This window comes from Gemmatimonadaceae bacterium (assembly GCA_019637355.1).
Lineage (GTDB): Bacteria > Gemmatimonadota > Gemmatimonadetes > Gemmatimonadales > Gemmatimonadaceae > Pseudogemmatithrix.
In genome coordinates, this window is record JAHBVT010000001.1 from 448,844 (window position 1) to 463,633 (window position 14,790).

Sequence of the window (14,790 nt, forward strand, 5' to 3'; positions counted from 1 at the left end):
TCCGGGGCCTGCAACGGCTCGGGCAATTCGCCCACGTCGCCCCTGCTCGGGCTTCTGGTAGACGATGCGTAACACGTTGTTCCACTTACGTTTGAGAGCGAGCTGGACGGATGGCAAGCCTCTTGCGTAAGTTTGTGACGGACACTGATCAGTCCCCGTAGGACCCTCACCCGCACCTAGGAGCACCAGGATGCTGCAGAACAAGAAGGGCTTCACCCTGATCGAGCTGCTGATCGTGGTCGTCATCATCGGCATTCTTGCCGCGATCGCGATCCCGAAGTTCGCCAACACGAAGGAGAAGGCCTACATCGCCTCGATGAAGGCTGACCTCCGTAACCTCGTGACGGCGCAGGAAGCGTACTTCTCGGATGGCGCTGTCTACGCCGCCTCGCTGGCCGCGCTGGGCAACAACTACGCGTCGTCCACCGGCACGTCGTCGATGGCGATTGCTGCCAACTCCGGCCTCGGCTGGTCGGCGATCATCTCGCACACCGCGACGACGGTGACCTGCCGCATCGGTGTCGGCACGAACGTGACCTCGCCTGATGGCGAGGGCGAGCCGACCTGCCGCTAAGTCGTTCCACTGTATGACCACGAGGGCCGGACGCCAACGTCCGGCCCTCGTGCTTTCCTCCCCATCCGCAATATGGCGATGGGGCCTCAGGCGTCGGGCCACGCTAGTCTCGGCCAATGCGAACCCGGCCCGGCGTCTCCCTCGTCGAAGTCCTCGTCGCCGCGACCCTGCTCGCGGTCGGCATCGGTGGCACGCTGCAGTCATTGTTGCTGAGCGCGCAGTTACGGCACTCGGCCGACCTCCGCGAGGCCGCCGCCGGCTACGCGCTCGACCGCCTCGCGTGGTTCGAGGCGCGGGCCTGCGTCCAGGCCGACACGGCCGCCGTCGAGCCCAAGGCCCCGGGCATTGAACTGCGCTGGCAGCTCCGCGCGACGGATGTCGAGCGTCGACTGCTCCTCGAGGTCCACACCGACCTGAAGCCGCCGCGCGCGCCAATCCGCCTGCACGCCGAGGCGCGATGCGAGTGAGACGCGGTCACACCCTCGTGGAAGCGCTCTGCGCCTTGGCGCTTGGCGGCGTCCTGGCCGCAGCATCCGGGCTGGCGCTGACATCGGCACGAGCGGCGCTCGAACGCGCCGAAGCCCGAGAGCTCGGCGGGCGCGCCGAACGCGAGGCGGCGGGCATCGTCGGCAAGGCCATCGCATCCGGCGCCCACCTCGAACAGTTGGGTGACACGGCGGTGGAGCTGGACGTGCTCATCGCGACCGGCGTGGTCTGCGCCACCGAGCTGCGCGCCGTGGTGCTCCCCGCCTTGCGCCCGCAGTCCGGCAGCGTGCCGACCGCCGTTGCGTTGTTCCCGGCGCCGGATGACATCGTGGAGATCCGGCAGTTCGGCAGCGTGGCCGGAGGCGCCTGGTGGTCCGCCTTGGTGGACTCGGCCGCCGAACGCAAGCTGTCTGTCCACTGCCGCGCCGAAGACGGCTGGCGGGACGCGACTGACGATGCTCCGCTGTTGCGCCTGGTCGTCGGCGACACGGTCCCGGCGGAACTCGAGCCCGGCGCCGAGATCCGCGTACTGCGACGCGGGCGCTTCGCGCTCTATCACGCAGGCAAGGGCGAGTGGGTGCTCGGCTGGCGACGCTGCCATCCATATGGCGGGACCTGCAGCAGCATCCAGCCGGTGGCGGGGCCGCTTCGAGCCCCGAGCGCCGGTGGGTTCCGCATCCTGCGCGACGAGGCGGCGGGCATCTGGGCGGTGCAGAGCGTGGGTGTTGGTGGGCGCGGGGCGCGCACCGAGGTGCCGCGGTGAGGCGACGTGGCATCGCGCTACCGGCGGTGTTGTTAGTGCTCGTCGCCTTGGCGATGCTGTCGTCGCTGGCCTTGGGCGATGCATTCGCCGCAGCGCGGATGGCGGCGCTGGCCGAGGACGCCGCAGTTGCCCGCGCGACGGCGTCGCGAGGTGTAGCAGCCGTACGCGAGCCGCCTGACGTACCGTGGCTCTGTCTCCAGCCCCCTACGGCATCTGTTCGCCGCGAGGTCCGTGTGGAGGGTGGTGGCCGCTCCGACATCTATTGGGTGACCGTGGCTCCCGGCGTCGTGCGCGCCGAGGTGGTGGCCAGCGGCCCAATGGGGGCGCGGCACCGTCGGCTGGCGTGGCTACGTCCGGACAGCGTGGATCTGGACGATCCGCGCCCAGGCTGCCCTCTGGCTAGCCGACTCCTCCCGGCGGACACGGGCTGGCTCACGGCCCACCCCGAGGGATAGGCTTCCGGGGCCAAATCACGGCAGGGCGTTACCTTGCGCAGACCCCGCTCGTGTATTGTCGCAAGGAAGTAGCCGTGTCGCATTGACCCTGACCGGGCGCGCCCGCAACTTAGGCGACCCGAGACTCTTTGTCCCCGCAGGCCGCTCACGGGAATCGTATGGCGCTTTTCGGTCGCAAGAAGACAACGGTTGGTCTCGATATCGGCTCCGGCCTCATCAAGGTTGCAGTCGTTGACCATTCCAAGTCGCAGCCCGAGCTCGTGCGGGCGGCGATTGCGCCGCTGTTGGCGGATGCAATCGTCGAAGGCGAGATTATGGACCCGGGCATTGTGTCCGATGCCATCACGGCGGCACTGCAGGATGCCGACGTGAGCACGAAGGATGTTGTCACGGCCGTCGGCGGGCGCGATGTCATCATCAAGAAGATCCCGATCGAACGTGTGAAGGAGGCCCAGGCGCGGGAGTTGATGCGCTGGGAGGCGGAGCAACACGTGCCGTTCGATATGGAGTCGGTGGAGCTCGACTTCCAGATTCTCGATCCCGACGGGACCGACCCCGAGATGAGCGTGTTGCTGGTGGCGGCCAAGCGCGAGCTGGTCGAGGCCAAGGTGCGCGTGCTCCAGGAGACGGGGTTGAACGCCGTGGCGGTGGACGTGGATGCGTTCGCGCTGCACAACGCGTTCGAGCTGAATTACCCTGACGCGATGAGCGGAACGGTCGCGTTGGTGAACATCGGCAACGAAGTGACGAACGTGAATCTCGTCGAGGATGGCGTGCCGATTCTCACACGCGACCTGCCGACCGGGACGCGTCGCATCAAGGAGGACCTCCAGCGCGAGCGCGGGCTCGGTTCGGATGAAGCCGACGCGCTGTTGCGGGGCTTCGACCGTTCAGAGCATCTCGATGCAGTGCTCGAGTTGCGTGGTGAGGAGATTGCGGTGGGGATCGAGCGTGCCGTGGCTTTCCTCGCCTCGTCGTCGCGCGCGGGCACCACCGTGTCCGGTGTATACGTGTGCGGCGGCGGGTCGCGCACGCCGGGGCTGTTGGACGTCCTCGGCGACCGGCTGCGCCTGCCCACGCAGGCCGCCAACCCCTTGGCCAATCTCGTGGTGCGTGACGGTGCCTTCGGATCGCTCGTCACGGACGAGGTGGCTCCCCTGATGATGCTTCCGCTGGGCTTGGCCCTGCGGAAGCTTTCGTGACCGTCCGGACGGATCGATGATCGAAATCAACCTCCTCCCTGGCGCCCGCAAGAAGAAGGGCAGTTCCAGGGGCGCGTCGCTGAATCTCGGCGCGCTCCTCGAGGACCTGCGTGGGCGCTTCAAGGACCCTTGGCTGATGTTCGCCATCGCCGGCCTCGTCGTCGGCGTGTCGATTATCGGTGCGATGTGGTATCTGCAGGACGGCAAGGGCAAGGAGCTGGCCGAACGCGAACGCATCGCGGTGCAGGACTCGACGCGCTATGCGGCAGTGCTGGCGCAGCGCACGGCCGCCGAGGCACAGCGCGACTCCATCCTCCGGCAGATCGCGGTCATCTCGGCCATCGACGGCGACCGCTTCATCTGGCCGCACCTGATGGACGAAATCGCCCGCGCCCTGCCGACGTATACGTGGCTGCGCACCGTGCAGCAATCCAACCAGACGCCGGCGGTGTCGCCGGAAGCGCTGGCCGCGACGGGTGCGCCCGTCATCGGGATCCGGCTGATGGCCTACACCGTGGACCTGCAGGCCGTGACCCTCTTTATGAAGGACCTGGAAGCCTCGCCGTTCATCCGGAATGTCACCATCTCCAGCTCGGAGTCGGCGACGGTGGACGGCAAGGATGTCCACCAGTTCCAGCTTGATATGCAGTACCAGAAGCCGGATTCGACCGCGATCCGTACCGTTCCCCTCTCGATCGCGGTGAGGTAGCCAATGGCCGGAATGCCGACTAGCCAACGCGACCAGTTGCTGCTCGTGCTCGGGGTGGTGGGAATCCTCGGGGCCGGTGCCTACTGGTACATGCCGTACCAGACGAAGGCGACTGCGCTCGCCGCGACGGAGACGCGCTTGGAGCGCCTCGACGCCTCGAACCAACGCGCGAAGGCACTGCTGGCCCGCGGTACGGTGGAGCAAATGCGTGAGGAAGCCAAGGTGCTGCAGGACAACCTGGCCCTGATGCGCACCTTGATCCCCGCGAGCAACGAGGTGCCGGCGCTGCTGGACCAGATTCTCGGCGCGGCGCGTCGAGTGGGTCTCGAGCAGGACAGCTTCGTCCCGGGCTCCGTCGTGCAAGGCGAGGCTTTCGACACCTACAGATATCGGCTGTCGTTCAACGGCACGTACCATCAGATTGGCGAACTGCTGGCCTCCATTGGCTCACTGCGACGGATTATGAGCCCGGTGAACCTGTCGCTGACGCCGACCCCGGACGGTCGCTCGCGCCTGCGCGCCAATCCCGGGGAGCAGTTGCTGACCGCGAACTTCGAGATTCAGACCTACGTCGTCCGAAGCACGCCCGGTGAGGAGGGGCCGACCCGATGAACCCACGCCTGCTGCTCATTGCTAGCCTCGTCGCGGCCTTGGCCTGGCCGGGAGTCGCCGAGGCGCAGCGGCGGCCGACGCCGGCGGCGCCGGCACGTCCGCGCGTCAGTACCGATGCCGTCCAGCGTGACTCGTCCGGTAATGTCATCTTTCATCGCGAAGTCTATGCGTACCCGCGGACGGGGCGGCGGGACCCCTTCTCGTCGCTGATCCAGACCGGCGACGTCCGTCCGATGGTGGCGGACCTCGAAATCGTGGCCATCACGGTCGGGCAGAGCGAGCGGCAAGCCATCGCGACCTTGCGCGACAAGTCGGCTAATGAGGTGTACCGCGTGCGGGTGGGGTCGACGTTTGGACGCCTGCGTGTGGTGGCAATCCGCGCGCGCGATGTCGTGCTCGCCATTGATGAATTCGGATATACCCGGCAGGAGACCCTGTCGATCACTGTACCCGCTGGTGGAGGAAGGACGCCATGAGGCGCATTCAGATGCTGGCCACCGTCGTGGCCGGCCTACTCTTGACGGGCGCTGCTGCGCCGGGTCCGGTGCCTGTCGCGCGCACGGAGGGCACCGCGACGGTGACCGCCGTGCGTGTGGTTCCGGGCGCCGGGCGCGCGGACGTCATCCTGTCGTTCGCCGGGGAGCTCGAGGTGTCCGACTTCGTGCTCGACGGACCCGCCCGGATCGTCGTGGACCTTCGCGGCGCGACGCTGCAGTCCCGCGCTCCGAGCTACGACCGCGTCAACCGCGCCGGCATTCGGAACGTGCGCCTCGGGCAGTTCGACACCGAGGTCGTCCGGCTGGTGCTCGACGTCGATTCGCCGCGGCGGTATGAGGTCACGCGGACGGCCACCGAGGTGCGCGTGAGCGTCTTTGGCGCCGATGACTTCTCGCCGTGGTCGGCGGCCGCCGTCGCCACCCGCGACGTGCCCCAGACGCCGGTTGCCCCCGTACGTGAAGTCGCGGCCGAGGCGCCGCGGTTCGAACCGCTGCCAAGTGCGCAGCGCAGCGAGCTGCCACGCATCTCCATCACGATCGCCAACCAGAGCATCTTCGACGTGCTCGCGCACTTCTCCGCATTTTCCGGTCGCACGTTCGTGACGGGCCAAGGCGTCACCGGAACCGTGCGGTTCACCGAGATTGTGAACCAGCCCTGGGACGTGGCGCTTTCGAAGGTGCTGCAGGCGAATGGGCTGCAGGCGGTCGAGGACTCGACTGGCATCATCATGATCGACAGCTACGCCAATCTCGCGCGACGTGTGGCCGCCGAGCCCTTGGTCACGCAACTGGTGCCGGTGAACTATGCCAAGGCAGCGCAACTGGCGGTCACGATTCGCCAACTCATTGCGGCCTGTTCGTCGGGCTCGGCGGGCTCCGAGTCGGCGACCATCGACGTCGCCACCGGTGGCACCACGGACGCCGATCCGGTAGCGCGTGCTGCGGGGGACGCATCCGCGCAGCAGACCTGTGGCCGTGGCGTCGTTACCTTCGACGAGAAGACGAACACCCTGCTCATCACCGAGACGGTCTCGCGACTGCCGGAGATCATCAGCTATGTCCGTGACCTCGACTTCCGGACGCCGCAGGTCGCCATCAGGGCCAAGATCATCGCCGTGGACCGCACCGCCACGGAAGAACTCGGCATCAGCTACGATTTCGGCTCGCCGACCAATTTCAGCCAGGCGCTCATCAATCGCGGTGTTCCGGGAGAGTTCCAGATTGGCCTCGGAGGCGACGCCTTCATCGGCGTGGCGAACTCCAATCGCACGTTCCAGGGCACCGGGGCACTGAGTCTCATCTACAACGTGGTGATTGGCGGCAACAACCTGACTGCGTTCCTCGATGCCTTGAGCACGCAGAACCTTTCCGATGTGCAGGCGGAGCCCAGCACGACGACCGTCGACAATCGTCAGGCGACGCTCTTTGCCGGCACGGAGATCGCCTTCCTGCTCACGCCCCCGACGGTTCCTGGGCAGATTCAGGCCGTGGCGCCGGTCATCCAGCGCCAGAAGGTCGGCATCACGCTCGAAGTCACCCCCCGCGTTACTGCCAACCGACAGATCTCGATGGAGATCAATGCCATCCAGCAGTCCCTGATCGGTATCACGATTGCCGGTCCCGAGATTTCCGAGCGTCAGGCAACCAATGAAGTCCTTGTCGGGGACGGCGAGACCGCCGTCATTGCCGGCCTGACGCAGACGCAGGTGACGCGCTTGGAGAGCGGCATTCCGTATCTGATGAAGCTGCCGTGGGTTGGTCGACTCTTCCGCGAGACGCGCGTCATCGAGCGCAAGCAGGACCTGCTGATCCTCGTTACGCCGCACATCGTCGATGAAGGCGAAGCCGTGCGCGCCACCTCGGCGCGGCCGCGCGAGTAGGCCATAGCCAATGGCAGGTGAGGGGGCCGCTTCGCGATATTGCGGGGCGGCCTCTCTGCTGTTGGACGGATGACGGATGACGGCAGCGCGTTCGGCGCGCACCGTCAGCACGCATCCGTCCTCCGTCCTCCGTCCATTCCCGATGCCCCACCTCACCTTCCGCACCGCCGGCGAATCCCACGGTCCCGCCCTCATCGCACTCGTCGAGGGCGTCCCGGCTGGACTGCCGCTGCTCGCCGCACAGGTGGACCACGAGCTCGCGCGGCGGCAGCAGGGCTATGGCCGCGGGCGGCGGATGGTAATCGAGACGGACCGCGTGGAGTTCCTGGCGGGCGTCCGCGCAGGCGAGACGCTCGGCGCGCCGGTGGCGATGATGATCCGCAACAAGGACTGGGCGAACTGGGAGGCGATTATGGATCCCGCGCCCCGGCCGGAGGACGAGGCGCCGGAAGGGCGCAAGCGACAGGTCACGCGCGTGCGGCCTGGCCACGCCGACCTCACCGGCCTGCTCAAGTTCGACCGCGACGACGCCCGCGACATCCTCGAGCGCGCCTCCGCCCGCGAGACCACGGCGCGCGTCGCCGCAGGGGCCGTCGCGAAAGCGCTGCTCGCCGAGCTCGGCGTGCGCATCGGCTCACACCTCGTGCACCTCGGCGGCGTGGACGCCAAGCCCGCGGCGCTGCCGGAGGACATCAACACGGCAGCCGACGCGTCGCCGCTGCGCTGCCTCGACGCCGACGCCGAGCGCGAGATGATCGCGCGCATCGACGCCGCCAAAGCTGACGGCAACACACTGGGTGGCATTTGCGAAGTTGTCGTGACGGGACTGCCGGTAGGGCTGGGCGCGCACGTGAGTTGGGACCGCAAGCTCGACGGTCGCCTGGCCGCAGCCATCTGCTCCATCCCGGCGGTGAAGGGCGTGGAGATGGGAATGGGCTTCGAGGCAGCGCGGCGCACCGGCGCCGACGTGCACGATGAGATCGAGCCCGCGCCGAACAGCCCGCGCACGGGCAACGTGCGTCGCCGGACCAACCGCGCAGGCGGGCTTGAGGGCGGGATGACCACCGGTGAGCCGCTGGTACTTCGCGTGGCGATGAAGCCGATCTCCACGCTGATGCGTCCGCTGCAGACGGTGGACGTGCGCACCGGTGAGCCGGCGGCGGCTGCCGCCGAACGCAGCGACGTCACGGCTGTGCCGGCGATGGGCGTGATTGCCGAGGCGATGGCGGCGCTGGTGCTGGCCGACGCGGCGCTGGAGAAGTTCGGGGGGGACTCGGTAGGCGAGTTCCGCCGCAACCACGACGCCTACCTGGCGCGGGTGGCCGAGCGCCTCGGATGAGCACGGTGCCCAAGCGCATCGTGCTGGTGGGGCTCAGCGGGGCGGGGAAGAGCACGGCGGGGCGACTAGCCGCCGAGCAGTTGGCCGCGCGCGGGACGCCTTGGGGTTTCGTGGACCTAGACGAAGAGATCGAGCGACGGGCGGGCCGGCGCGTGGAGGAGATTTTCGCGCGGCAGGGCGAAGCGGCCTTTCGGAAGCTGGAACGGGCCGTGTCGCAGGAGCTCCACGCCCGGGAGCGCCTGCTGCTGGCCACGGGCGGGGGCTGGGTGGAGCTGGGGGAGGTTCTGGGGCGGTTTCTGGCGGATTCCGAGCTCGTGTACCTCCGGGTGAGCCCGGCGGTCGCGGCGGCCAGAATTGGGGCTGAAGGGGGCGGACGCCCCCTGCTGGCGGGTCCCGAACCCGAGATTCGGCTCGAAAAATTGCTGGGGCGCCGAGAGGCGGCCTATATGCAATCGCAGCATACACTTAGCGTTGATTCGATGTCACCCGAACAGGTGGCCTCTTATATAGTTGCGCTTGCGACGGCGGATGCGGGGGACTAGGATGACCTCCCTGTTCCGTACGCAATCCCCGAGTAATGGCAACGACCAAGAAATCAGCCGCCAAGAAGGCGACCAAGAAGAAGGCAGCCGCCAAGCGCGGCGCCCCCAAGACCCGCGCGCGGGCTGCTGAGCCGGAGCTTCCGCACGACGAGGAAGCAGCCCGTTCCGCCGCCGGCAAGTCGCTGGTGATCGTCGAGTCGCCGGCCAAGGCCAAGACCATCGGCAAGTACCTGGGCTCCGGCTACGCCGTGAAGGCGACCGTTGGCCATATCCGCGACCTGCCGGTGAAGAGCATCGGCATCGATCCGGACGGAGGCTTCGAGCCCGAGTACGTCACCATCCCGGGTAAGGAGAAGACCGTCGCCGAGCTCAAGAGCGCGGCCAAGACGGCCAAGGCCGTGTTCATCGCCACCGACCCTGACCGCGAAGGCGAGGCGATTGCCTGGCACGTGGAGCAGCAGGTGAAGGGCAAGCACGCACCGCCGATCAAGCGCGCGCTGTTCTTCGAAATCACCAAGGATGCAGTGAGCAGGGCGCTGGGCGAGGCGCGCGCGATCGACAGCAAGAAGGTGGACGCGCAGCAGGCGCGCCGCGTGCTGGACCGGCTCGTGGGCTACAAGGCCAGCCCGGTGCTCTGGAAGACCGTCAAGAAGGGACTCTCGGCCGGCCGTGTGCAGACCGTGGCGCTGCGCCTCCTGGTGGAGCGCGAGCGCGAGATTCGCGCCTTCGTGCCGCGCGAGTACTGGAGCATCGCCGCGCGCCTCGAGCACGACGGGCAGGAGTTCACGGCCAAGCTGCATCACGTGGACGGCGAGAAGCCGGACATCCCGAACCAGGCCGTGGCCGACGCCATCCTCAAGGATCTCTCGGGCCGTTCGCACTTCGACGTCACGGACATCAAACGTCGCGAGCGCCGCAAGAATCCCGAGGCGCCGTTCAAGACCTCGACGCTGCAGCAGGAGGCCGCCAAGAAGCTGGGCTTCGGCTCCAAGCGCACGATGCGTCTCGCGCAGAACCTCTACGAAGGCGTGGAGCTCGGAAAGAGCGAAGGCGCGGTCGGTCTCATCACGTATATGCGTACCGACCACGTGCGCGTGGCCGACTCGGCTGCCGCTGCGGCGCGCGAGTACCTCGGCCAGCACTTCGCCAAGGAGTATCTCGCCGACGCGCCGCGGCTCTTCCCCGCCGGCAAGGACGATGCGGCGCAGGGCGCGCACGAAGGCATCCGGCCCACCGATCCCTCGCGCTCTCCGGAAAGTGTGGCCAAGTATCTCTCGCCGGAGCAGCTGAAGCTCTACACGCTCATCTGGCAGCGCTTTATGGCCTCGCAGATGGCGCCAGCGGTGTTCGATACCACGACCGTGGACTTCGATCTCGGCCGCTACTTGTTCCGCGCCACCGGCTCGGTCATCAAATTCAACGGCTTCCTCGCGCTGTACAAGGAAGCGCGCGAAGAGGGCGACTCCAAGGCGCTTGAGGACGAGCAGGCGCTGCCGGCTATCGAACCCGGCGAGCACGCGCCGGTGCGCAGCATCGACCCGACGCAGCACTTCACCGAACCGCCACCGCGCTACTCCGAGGCCTCGCTGGTCAAGGAGCTCGAAAAGCGCGGCATCGGCCGGCCGTCCACCTACGCGAGCATCATCTCCACGCTGACGGAGCGGCATTACGCCGAGCTGCAGCAGCGGCGCTTCTTCCCCACGCCGCTGGGCGAGAGCGTGGAGAAGGTGATGGTGAAGCAGTTCCCGCGCGAGTTCGACGTCGGCTTCACGGCGCAGATGGAAGCCGAGCTCGACAAGGTCGAGGACGGGCAGATGGGCTGGAAGGACGTGCTCGAGGAGTTCTGGGGCCCCTTCGCCCATTCGCTGGAGTCGGTGGACGCCGAGGCGTTGATCCGCGAGGCGCACGACCTCTCGGCGCTTGCCGACGAGAAGTGCCCCGACTGCGGCGGCCGCCTGCTGCCCAAGGGCGGATTCTTCGGGCCCTTCGTGGCCTGCGAGAACCATCCCAAGACCTGCAAGTTCACGCGGCCGCTCAAGGGCAAGAAGGAGCCGCCGGTGCTCACCAAGTATCTCTGCCCGCTCTGCAGCCAGCCGATGGTCGTGCGGCGCTCACGCTCGGGCGAGTTCCTCGGCTGCTCCACCTTCCCCAAGTGCAAGGGCACGCGCTCGATGCCCACCGGCGTGCTCTGCCCCAAGGACGGCGGCGACATCGCGGCGCGGCGCTCCAAGAAGCGCGGCAAGGCCTTCTACGGCTGCGAGAACTATCCCAACTGCGACTTCGTCTGTTGGGACAAGCCGGTGCTGGAGAAGTGTGCCGAGTGCGGCTTCGAAGGCGCGGAGGCCAAGAGCAACAAGACCCGCGGGCATTTCCGGAAGTGCCTCAAGTGCGGGAATGAGTGGGACGTGCAGGTGGCCGAGGGCACGGAAGGCGCGGAGGCCGTGCCGGCGTGACGATGCGACGCGAACTCCACGTCGTCGGAGGCGGCCTCGCTGGCAGCGAGGCCGCCTTTCAGTTGGCGGAGCGCGGCCACCAGGTGCTGCTGCACGAGATGCGCGGTGCCAGCGGCAACCGCGGCACGCCGGCGCATCGCACGGAGAGGCTCGCCGAGCTCGTGTGCTCCAACACCTTCAAGAGCACGGACGTGAGCAACGCCCACGGCCTGCTGAAGGCGGAAATGCGCGCGCTGGGCTCGCTGATCCTCGAGTGCGCGGATGTGGCGCGGATTCCGGCGGGGACGGCCCTGGCCGTGGACCGCGAGATTTTCGCGGCGGCGGTGCAGGCCCGCATCGAGGCGCATCCGAACATCACCATCGTCCGCGACGAAGTCACGGCGCTGCCGGACGTGGGCATCATCGCCACCGGCCCGCTCACCAGCGACGCGCTGGCTGCGGCGATCGCCGCGCGGCTGGGCGAGCGCTCGCTGGCGTTCTATGACGCCATCGCGCCGGTGGTCGCCGCCGAGTCCATCGACACGTCCATCGCCTTCCGTGCGGCGCGCTGGGGCAAGGAGACGATGGCCGAGGCGGGGGCAGAGGGAGCGTATCTCAACTGCGCGATGAACAGGGACGAGTACGACGCCTTCATCGCCGCGATGGTCGAGGCCGACCTGTACCATTCGCACGAGTTCGAGGACATCCCGTACTTCGAGGGCTGTATGCCGGTCGAGGAGATGGCGCGCCGCGGCCCGGAGACGTTGCGCCACGGTCCGATGCGCCCCGTCGGCCTGCGCGATCCCCGCACGGGCAAGCGGCCCTGGGCGGTGCTGCAGCTGCGCCAGGAGGACCGCGCCGGCCGGATGTGGAATCTCGTCGGTTGCCAGACGCGGATGCGCTACCCCGAGCAGACGAAGGTCTTCCGGATGGTGCCGGGGCTGGCCAACGCCGAGTTCCTGCGCTTCGGCAGCATCCATCGCAACTCGTACCTGAATGCGCCGCGCGCGCTGACGCCGCAGCTCTCGCTCAAGGACTCGGCCACCACGCTCTTCGCCGGTCAGCTCACGGGCGTGGAGGGCTACACCGAGAGCACCGCCACCGGATTGCTGGCGGGCATCAACCTCGACCGCTTGCTACGTGGCGAGGCGCCGGTGCTGCCACCGCCGACCACGATGCTGGGCGCGCTGTACCGCCATCTGCGCGAGGCCGACGCGGCGCACTTCCAGCCGATGAATGCCAACTTCGGGTTGCTCGAGGAGCTGGCCGACCCGCCGCGGGACAAGGCGCTCAAGCGCGAGCGCTACGCCGAACGCGCGTTACAGGCGCTGGGGTCGTGGCGTCTGGAGTATGGCATCGTGCCCGCCGCCGTCACCGGAGTCCCCCTATGAAGACGCTGCTCAAACTCGTTATTCTCGTCGCCGTGTTGGTCCTGGGCGGCGCCTATCTGTACGGCCGCGGGCTGCCGCGCGACCACATCGTCTCGAGCAACGTCCTGCTCGTGGCGCCGGCGGATTCGGTGTACAAGATCATCCGGAACATCGAGGCCACGCCGAGCTGGTGGAGCGACGTGAAGTCGGTGTCGAGGATCCAGGGGGCGCCGCGCGAGGCGTGGGTGGAGGACCTGGGCGCGGCGGGGAAGATCGAGATCGAGATCACGCGGGCCGTCCCGAACGCCTCGATGGTCGTGACCATCCTCAACGCCGACGCGCAGGGCTGGGGCGGCGTGTGGTACTACGAGGTGCGCAACACGCCGGCCGGCACCGAGGTTACGATCACCGAGGAAGGCTTCGTGGACTCGCCGATCTTCCGGACGCTGATGAAGCTGCGGGGTAAGCACCGCACCGTGGACTCCTACCTGCGTTCGCTGGGTGCGCATTTCGGCGAGCACGTCACGCCGCGGCACGGCTGAGGCGATGGCTGCGGACGCCGCCGCCGGCGCGCCGCCGCGTGACGCGCTCGTCGCCGAGTTCCTGACGCATCTCGAGAAGGAGCGCGACGTGTCGCCGCACACCGTGGCGGCGTATGCGCGCGACTTGGGCGAGCTGGCCGCTGTGCTGGCGCGGCACTTGGCCGTGGACGAGGTGGACTGGGCGACCGTAGACCGGCTCGCGCTGCGGGCCTGGCTGGCGCATCTCTCGCGGCGCGGGCTCTCCAAGCGTTCCAGCGCGCGGGCGCTCTCGGCGGCGCGCAGTTTCTTCCGCTGGTTGCATCGCAACGACCTCGTCGAGGCCAATCCGGCGCGGGCGGTGAACTCGCCCAAGCTCGACAAGCACCTGCCCGGCCACCTCGACCGCGCGCAGGTCGAGACGCTGCTGCAGGCGGCGGCCACGCGGGCGCAGGAGGGGTCGTTCACCGCCGTACGCGACGTGGCGATTCTCGAGCTGTTCTATTCCGCCGGCCTGCGGCTCTCCGAACTGCGCGGCATCGATTGCCGCGACCTCGACCTGCTGGCCGGTGCGGTGAAGGTGCGGGGCAAGGGGCGGAAGGAGCGCATCATCCCCGTGGGTGGGCCGGCGCAGCGGGCGCTGCACGAGTACGAGCGCGTTCGCGACCAACTCGTCGCCAAGGTCGGGGCCAAGGCCGATCGCGTGGCGTTCTTCCTGAGCTCGCGAGGCGCGCGCCTGAGTGCCAAGGCGCTGCACAACGCCGTCACCGCCTCGTTGGGTGAGGTGGACGAGGGCGCGGGGCTTTCGGCCCACGCGCTGCGGCATACGTTTGCCACGCATCTGCTGGATGGCGGCGCGGACCTGCGGGCGGTGCAGGAGTTGCTGGGGCACGCCAGCGTGAGCACGACGCAGATCTACACGCATACCAGCGTGGAGCGGCTGAAGCAGGTGTATCGCGGGGCGCATCCGCGGGCTTGAGGAGGTGGTCGGTTTGCGTGGCCTAGGTCACGCTTGGGGGGCGCGAGCAAGGTTGCTCTTGACAGCCCCCCCCCATAGCGTGTCGAAACGGGCCGGACCAAGTGAGTCCTCGTGCACGTGGATCAACTCTCAGGAGGAATGCAAATGAAGACGCTTCTCCGTGCGATGGCGGTAGGCTTGTTGATTCTTGGTGTGGGTGCCCTTGATGCAGGTGCTGAGGGACACGACGAGGGTTGCTACATCTGTGGTGGCGATACGAGCTGCGTGATTCGAGATCATCACGATGCGGAGTGCAAGGGGGTGTGTGGCATTCATTCATATGCGGGGGGATGCACGTTGGTAGGGCCGTGCCCGCAGGAAACCATTTGGTGCTACCAACCTTCGTAACGTCCAAGTGAGAGGTTAGGCCCAACCTCACCGGCGTACATCGGT

15 protein-coding genes are annotated in these 14,790 nt (G+C 67.9%); all 15 read left to right on the forward strand.

Going from position 1 to position 14,790, the window contains the following annotated elements; translation table 11 throughout:
- Window positions 1-193: 193 nt before the first annotated feature.
- The 15 genes from KF689_01960 to KF689_02030 all read left to right on the forward strand — a co-directional run bounded on the left by KF689_01960 (window position 194) and on the right by KF689_02030 (window position 14,358).
- The gene (locus KF689_01960) at window positions 194-574 is read left to right on the forward strand and encodes a prepilin-type N-terminal cleavage/methylation domain-containing protein (GenBank protein MBX3132136.1); all 381 of its coding nucleotides are present in this window, start codon (window positions 194-196) and stop codon (window positions 572-574) included.
- Window positions 575-690: 116 nt separating this feature from the next.
- Window positions 691-1,041: a prepilin-type N-terminal cleavage/methylation domain-containing protein gene (locus KF689_01965; GenBank protein MBX3132137.1), complete on the forward strand. Its 351-nt coding sequence runs from the start codon at window positions 691-693 to the stop codon at window positions 1,039-1,041.
- Window positions 1,032-1,823: a prepilin-type N-terminal cleavage/methylation domain-containing protein gene (locus KF689_01970; protein ID MBX3132138.1), complete on the forward strand. Its 792-nt coding sequence runs from the start codon at window positions 1,032-1,034 to the stop codon at window positions 1,821-1,823. The genes KF689_01965 and KF689_01970 overlap by 10 nt, the downstream gene beginning before the upstream one ends.
- Window positions 1,820-2,278, forward strand: a complete 459-nt coding sequence (locus KF689_01975; protein MBX3132139.1) for a hypothetical protein — start codon at window positions 1,820-1,822, stop codon at window positions 2,276-2,278. Before KF689_01970 ends, KF689_01975 begins: the two co-directional genes overlap by 4 nt.
- 158 nt (window positions 2,279-2,436) lie before the next feature.
- Window positions 2,437-3,480, forward strand: a complete 1,044-nt coding sequence (pilM, locus tag KF689_01980) for a type IV pilus assembly protein PilM (GenBank protein MBX3132140.1) — start codon at window positions 2,437-2,439, stop codon at window positions 3,478-3,480.
- Between the two features lie 16 nt (window positions 3,481-3,496).
- Window positions 3,497-4,189, forward strand: a complete 693-nt coding sequence (locus tag KF689_01985) for a PilN domain-containing protein (GenBank protein MBX3132141.1) — start codon at window positions 3,497-3,499, stop codon at window positions 4,187-4,189.
- 12 nt (window positions 4,190-4,201) lie between these two features.
- Entirely contained in the window at window positions 4,202-4,801 is a 600-nt protein-coding gene (gene pilO, locus KF689_01990; protein ID MBX3132142.1) for a type 4a pilus biogenesis protein PilO, read from the forward strand.
- Window positions 4,798-5,277, forward strand: coding sequence for a hypothetical protein (locus tag KF689_01995; protein MBX3132143.1), 480 nt, complete (start codon window positions 4,798-4,800; stop codon window positions 5,275-5,277). Before pilO ends, KF689_01995 begins: the two co-directional genes overlap by 4 nt.
- On the forward strand, window positions 5,274-7,178 hold the full coding sequence (locus KF689_02000; protein MBX3132144.1) for an AMIN domain-containing protein: 1,905 nt from the start codon (window positions 5,274-5,276) through the stop codon (window positions 7,176-7,178). Before KF689_01995 ends, KF689_02000 begins: the two co-directional genes overlap by 4 nt.
- A 142-nt stretch (window positions 7,179-7,320) precedes the next feature.
- The gene (gene aroC, locus KF689_02005) at window positions 7,321-8,517 is read left to right on the forward strand and encodes a chorismate synthase (GenBank protein ID MBX3132145.1); all 1,197 of its coding nucleotides are present in this window, start codon (window positions 7,321-7,323) and stop codon (window positions 8,515-8,517) included.
- Window positions 8,514-9,059 (forward strand): hypothetical protein, encoded by a 546-nt coding sequence (locus tag KF689_02010; protein ID MBX3132146.1) that lies wholly within the window; start codon window positions 8,514-8,516, stop codon window positions 9,057-9,059. The genes aroC and KF689_02010 overlap by 4 nt, the downstream gene beginning before the upstream one ends.
- A 35-nt stretch (window positions 9,060-9,094) precedes the next feature.
- Entirely contained in the window at window positions 9,095-11,512 is a 2,418-nt protein-coding gene (topA, locus tag KF689_02015) for a type I DNA topoisomerase (GenBank protein MBX3132147.1), read from the forward strand.
- Window positions 11,513-11,514: 2 nt separating this feature from the next.
- On the forward strand, window positions 11,515-12,882 hold the full coding sequence (gene trmFO, locus KF689_02020) for a methylenetetrahydrofolate--tRNA-(uracil(54)-C(5))-methyltransferase (FADH(2)-oxidizing) TrmFO (GenBank protein MBX3132148.1): 1,368 nt from the start codon (window positions 11,515-11,517) through the stop codon (window positions 12,880-12,882).
- Entirely contained in the window at window positions 12,879-13,403 is a 525-nt protein-coding gene (locus KF689_02025) for an SRPBCC family protein (GenBank protein ID MBX3132149.1), read from the forward strand. Before trmFO ends, KF689_02025 begins: the two co-directional genes overlap by 4 nt.
- The gene (locus KF689_02030; GenBank protein ID MBX3132150.1) at window positions 13,363-14,358 is read left to right on the forward strand and encodes a tyrosine recombinase XerC; all 996 of its coding nucleotides are present in this window, start codon (window positions 13,363-13,365) and stop codon (window positions 14,356-14,358) included. The genes KF689_02025 and KF689_02030 overlap by 41 nt, the downstream gene beginning before the upstream one ends.
- The last annotated feature ends 432 nt before the right edge of the window (window positions 14,359-14,790 follow it).

Coding starts and splice junctions, on each gene's coding strand:
- KF689_01965 (MBX3132137.1), top strand. CDS start 691: ATGCGAACCCGGCCCGGCGTCTCCCTCGTCGAAGTCCTCGTCGCCGCG.
- KF689_01970 (MBX3132138.1), top strand. CDS start 1,032: ATGCGAGTGAGACGCGGTCACACCCTCGTGGAAGCGCTCTGCGCCTTG.
- pilM (MBX3132140.1), top strand. CDS start 2,437: ATGGCGCTTTTCGGTCGCAAGAAGACAACGGTTGGTCTCGATATCGGC.
- KF689_01985 (MBX3132141.1), top strand. CDS start 3,497: ATGATCGAAATCAACCTCCTCCCTGGCGCCCGCAAGAAGAAGGGCAGT.
- pilO (MBX3132142.1), top strand. CDS start 4,202: ATGCCGACTAGCCAACGCGACCAGTTGCTGCTCGTGCTCGGGGTGGTG.
- KF689_01995 (MBX3132143.1), top strand. CDS start 4,798: ATGAACCCACGCCTGCTGCTCATTGCTAGCCTCGTCGCGGCCTTGGCC.
- KF689_02000 (MBX3132144.1), top strand. CDS start 5,274: ATGAGGCGCATTCAGATGCTGGCCACCGTCGTGGCCGGCCTACTCTTG.
- aroC (MBX3132145.1), top strand. CDS start 7,321: ATGCCCCACCTCACCTTCCGCACCGCCGGCGAATCCCACGGTCCCGCC.
- KF689_02010 (MBX3132146.1), top strand. CDS start 8,514: ATGAGCACGGTGCCCAAGCGCATCGTGCTGGTGGGGCTCAGCGGGGCG.
- topA (MBX3132147.1), top strand. CDS start 9,095: ATGGCAACGACCAAGAAATCAGCCGCCAAGAAGGCGACCAAGAAGAAG.
- trmFO (MBX3132148.1), top strand. CDS start 11,515: ATGCGACGCGAACTCCACGTCGTCGGAGGCGGCCTCGCTGGCAGCGAG.
- KF689_02025 (MBX3132149.1), top strand. CDS start 12,879: ATGAAGACGCTGCTCAAACTCGTTATTCTCGTCGCCGTGTTGGTCCTG.